Origin of the sequence: Microcystis sp. M53602_WE12 (assembly GCF_030065455.1) — a bacterium.
In the GTDB taxonomy this organism is placed as follows: domain Bacteria; phylum Cyanobacteriota; class Cyanobacteriia; order Cyanobacteriales; family Microcystaceae; genus Microcystis; species Microcystis aeruginosa.
Genome location: NZ_JASJFB010000045.1, coordinates 1 through 3515, shown reverse-complemented (window position 1 = coordinate 3515; position 3515 = coordinate 1). Strand labels below are relative to the sequence as shown.

Annotated in this window: 1 protein-coding gene; it reads right to left on the bottom strand. The window is 45.4% G+C overall.

The genetic code is table 11. The features are described from left to right. On the bottom strand, positions 1-3232 hold a 3232-nt coding region (locus tag PX482_RS01935; RefSeq protein ID WP_288122006.1), incomplete at its 3' end, for an SUMF1/EgtB/PvdO family nonheme iron enzyme. Between the last annotated feature and the right edge of the window lie 283 nt (positions 3233-3515).

Sequence of the window (3515 nt, the reverse complement as noted above, 5' to 3'; positions counted from 1 at the left end):
TGTCCTCGCACCACTCCCAAACATTGCCACTCATGTCATACAGTCCCCAAGCATTGGGCTTTTTCTGACCAACAGGATGAGTTGTATTTTGAGAATTTCCGCTATACCAAGCGTAATCTCCTAACTGATTAGCATCATCACCGAAATAATAGCGAGTAGTGGTCCCCGCACGACAGGCATATTCCCATTCCGCTTCTGTCGGTAGGCGATAGGTTTTCCCGGTTATTTGACTCAATTTCTGACAAAAAGCTTGAGCGTCGTCCCAGCTAACCTTTTCTACCGGATTTTGGGGATTGTTTTTAAACTGAGAGGGATTTGTTCCCATTACCGCTTGATATTGTGCCTGAGTGACAGGATATTTGCCAATAGCAAAACTGTTTATTTTAACTTGGTGTTGAGGCTTTTCCCAACTTTCAGCATCGCGATCACTGTCAGGAGAGCCCATGAGAAATTGACCTGCTGGTAAGCCTACCATTTCCAGTGTTAGTCCATTGGGTAGGTTTTCGGTAAATGGAGTTAGCTTTGCTGGGGGAGGTGGTGGCGAAGAGGGCGCTGGAGGCGCTACTTTAGGTAACGGTGTAGATGTCACAGTAGCGATAGGTAACTGTGTAGATGTCACATTGGGCACGCACACCACCCGAAAACCGAGCTCGAAGTTGTTGAAGCCGCGGCGGTTGTTGCCGTTGCGAATCGCGGAACGGCAGTAATTTGGAAAGTCGTACCAAGAACCGCCCCGCAGTATGTGATAATCATTATCATTTGTCAGCCAAGCACTGCCATCCTTTGGCGCTCCGATATAGTTATTGTGCGAATTGTCTTCGCACCATTCCCAAACATTGCCACTCATGTCATAGAGTCCCCAAGCATTGGGCCTTTTCTGGCCCACAGGATGAGTTTTATCCTGAGAATTTCCGTCATACCAAGCGTAATCTCCTAACTGATTAGCATCATCACCGAAATAAAAGCGAGTAGTAGTCCCCGCACGACAGGCATATTCCCATTCCGCTTCTGTCGGTAGGCGATAGGTTTTCCCGGTTATTTGACTCAATTTCTGACAAAAGGCTTGAGCATCATCCCAACTAACCTTTTCTACCGGATTTTGGGGATTATTTGGAAACTTAGAGGGATTTGTTCCCATTACTGCTTCATATTGTGCCTGAGTCACTGGATATTTCCCAATAGCAAAACTGTTTATTTTAACTTGGTGTTGAGGCTTTTCATAACTTTTAGCATCGGGATCACTGTCAGGAGAGCCCATGAGAAATTTACCTGCTGGTAAGCCTACCATCTCCAGTGTTATTCCCTTGGATATTTTTTCGGTAAATGGAGTTAGCTTTGCTGGGGGAGGTGGTGGCGAAGAGGGCGCTGGAGGCGCTACTTTAGGTAACGGTGTAGATGTCACAGTAGCGATAGGTAACTGTGTAGATGTCACAGTGGGGACGCACACCACCCGAAAACCGAGGCTGACGGCCAGAAAACCGCCGCCGCTGCGGGCGCGAGACGCGGAACGGCAATACCCGGGATCGAGGCCCCAACAGCCGCCACGAATTATATGAGAAATATGATAATTATCGTCATTTTTTGTTAGCCAGGCACTGCCATCACTTGGCGCATTTTTATAGCTATCATGCCAATAATCTTCGCACCACTCCCAAACATTGCCACTCATGTCATAGAGTCCCCAAGCATTGGGCTTTTTCTGGCCCACAGGATGAGTTGTCTCCTGAGAATTTCCTTTATACCAAGCGTAATCTCCTAACTGATTAGCATCATCACCGAAATAATAGCGAGTAGTGGTCCCCGCACGACAAGCATATTCCCATTCCGCTTCCGTCGGTAGGCGATAGGTTTTCCCGGTTATTTGACTCAATTTCTGACAAAAGGCTTGAGCGTCGTCCCAGCTATAGCTAACATCTTCTACCGGATTTTGCGGATTATTTTTAAACCAAGAGGGATTGGTTCCCATTACTGCTTCATATTGCGCCTGAGTAACTGGATATTTCCCAATCGCAAAACTGTTTACTTGAACTTGGTGTTGAGGCTTTTCCCAACTTGCAGCATCGGGATCACTATCAGGAGAGCCCATGAGAAATTGACCTGCTGGTAAGCCTACCATTTCCAGTGTTATTCCATTGGGTAGGTTTTCGGTAAAGTTTGTCAGTGGAGTTGGCGCTACTTTAGGTGACGGTGTAGATGTCACATTAGCGATACTTTTACCCGGAAAAATATCAAAATTTAAATCACTAGATCGCTCACACCAATAACACTTTCCGTAACTGCGGTTGTAGTAATGATTATCAACTTTGCCACAGCGTATAACCTCTTTTAGTGCAGCTTCCAAAGTACCACGCCATTCCTCAGCCGTCGGTCGTCTGTGGGGGAATTTATGTCCCTCATTAAAACAGCGCAAAAATAAGGCGTGTAAGTCGGGATGTAAAATATTTAATGGGATTGTTGTATTACTAGGTACAACCAATTTATCACCAGAAAAAGGCCAGAGTCCCCGTCGAATTAGTTCCGACTGTTCCAGGGAATCTCCTGCTCCTTGCCACAATCCCCGAAACGGCGGCCCGCTAAATAATAGATAATAAATAACAACTCCTAATCGAAAGCGATCATGCACTTCTGTTTGATCTACATCTGCTATATTTACTCCAATTAATTCCGCCGGTGTAAATCCTTCTGAACCAACTAAACACCGATATATTTTACTACTATCCGGATCTGATACTTGAAATGAATCTGTATCAATAATTGTAGGCAACGCCCGATTATTCACTAAGATATTTTCTAGCTTGATGTCTCCCAAAACATAACCTTTAGCGTGAATTGCTTGGATAATAGCGGCTATGTTCCGCGCTACTACATGAAGAAAATACCAATTAGCTTCTAACTTGTCTTGTCTTCTTAACTTGGGCGTACAAAGCTTTAATAATGTTTCTGAACCCACCACTTCTGGCATTAAAAAACCAGCGACTTTTCCCTGGTTATCTTCCAAGATAGAATAGGGCCAAGCGAAGGAAATATGGTTAAGATGAGCATTAGGATCCCCAGGCCGATTTCTCACCATTAACTGTAATTTATCAACCCTTTCATTATGGGGATTGTGGTAGATTTTCGCTAAGTACCCATTAAAGTTAGTGTGCCATACTTTCGCTTCGCCACTGTTCGCCAGTTCTTGCGTCAGTGTAATCCAGCGATTCTGTAGTTGACAGCGATAAGTTAAAGACATCAAAAAATCTCCGAGTATTTGTGCTGTTCAGAAAAATTTATCTAGTCGTTTCTAATAAGTTAGATATAAGTAGCTGGTTATAATTAAATTGAAGATAGATTTTGGGTTCGATCCCCCCTGCCCCCCTTAATAAGGGGGGTGCCGATCCCCCCTGCCCCCCTTGATAAGGGGGGTGCCGATCCCCCCTGCCCCCCTTGATAAGGGGGGTGCCGATAGGCGGGGGGATCCCCCCTGCCCCCCTTGATAAGGGGGGTGCCTGACAACTTTTAACACCTACCTACTT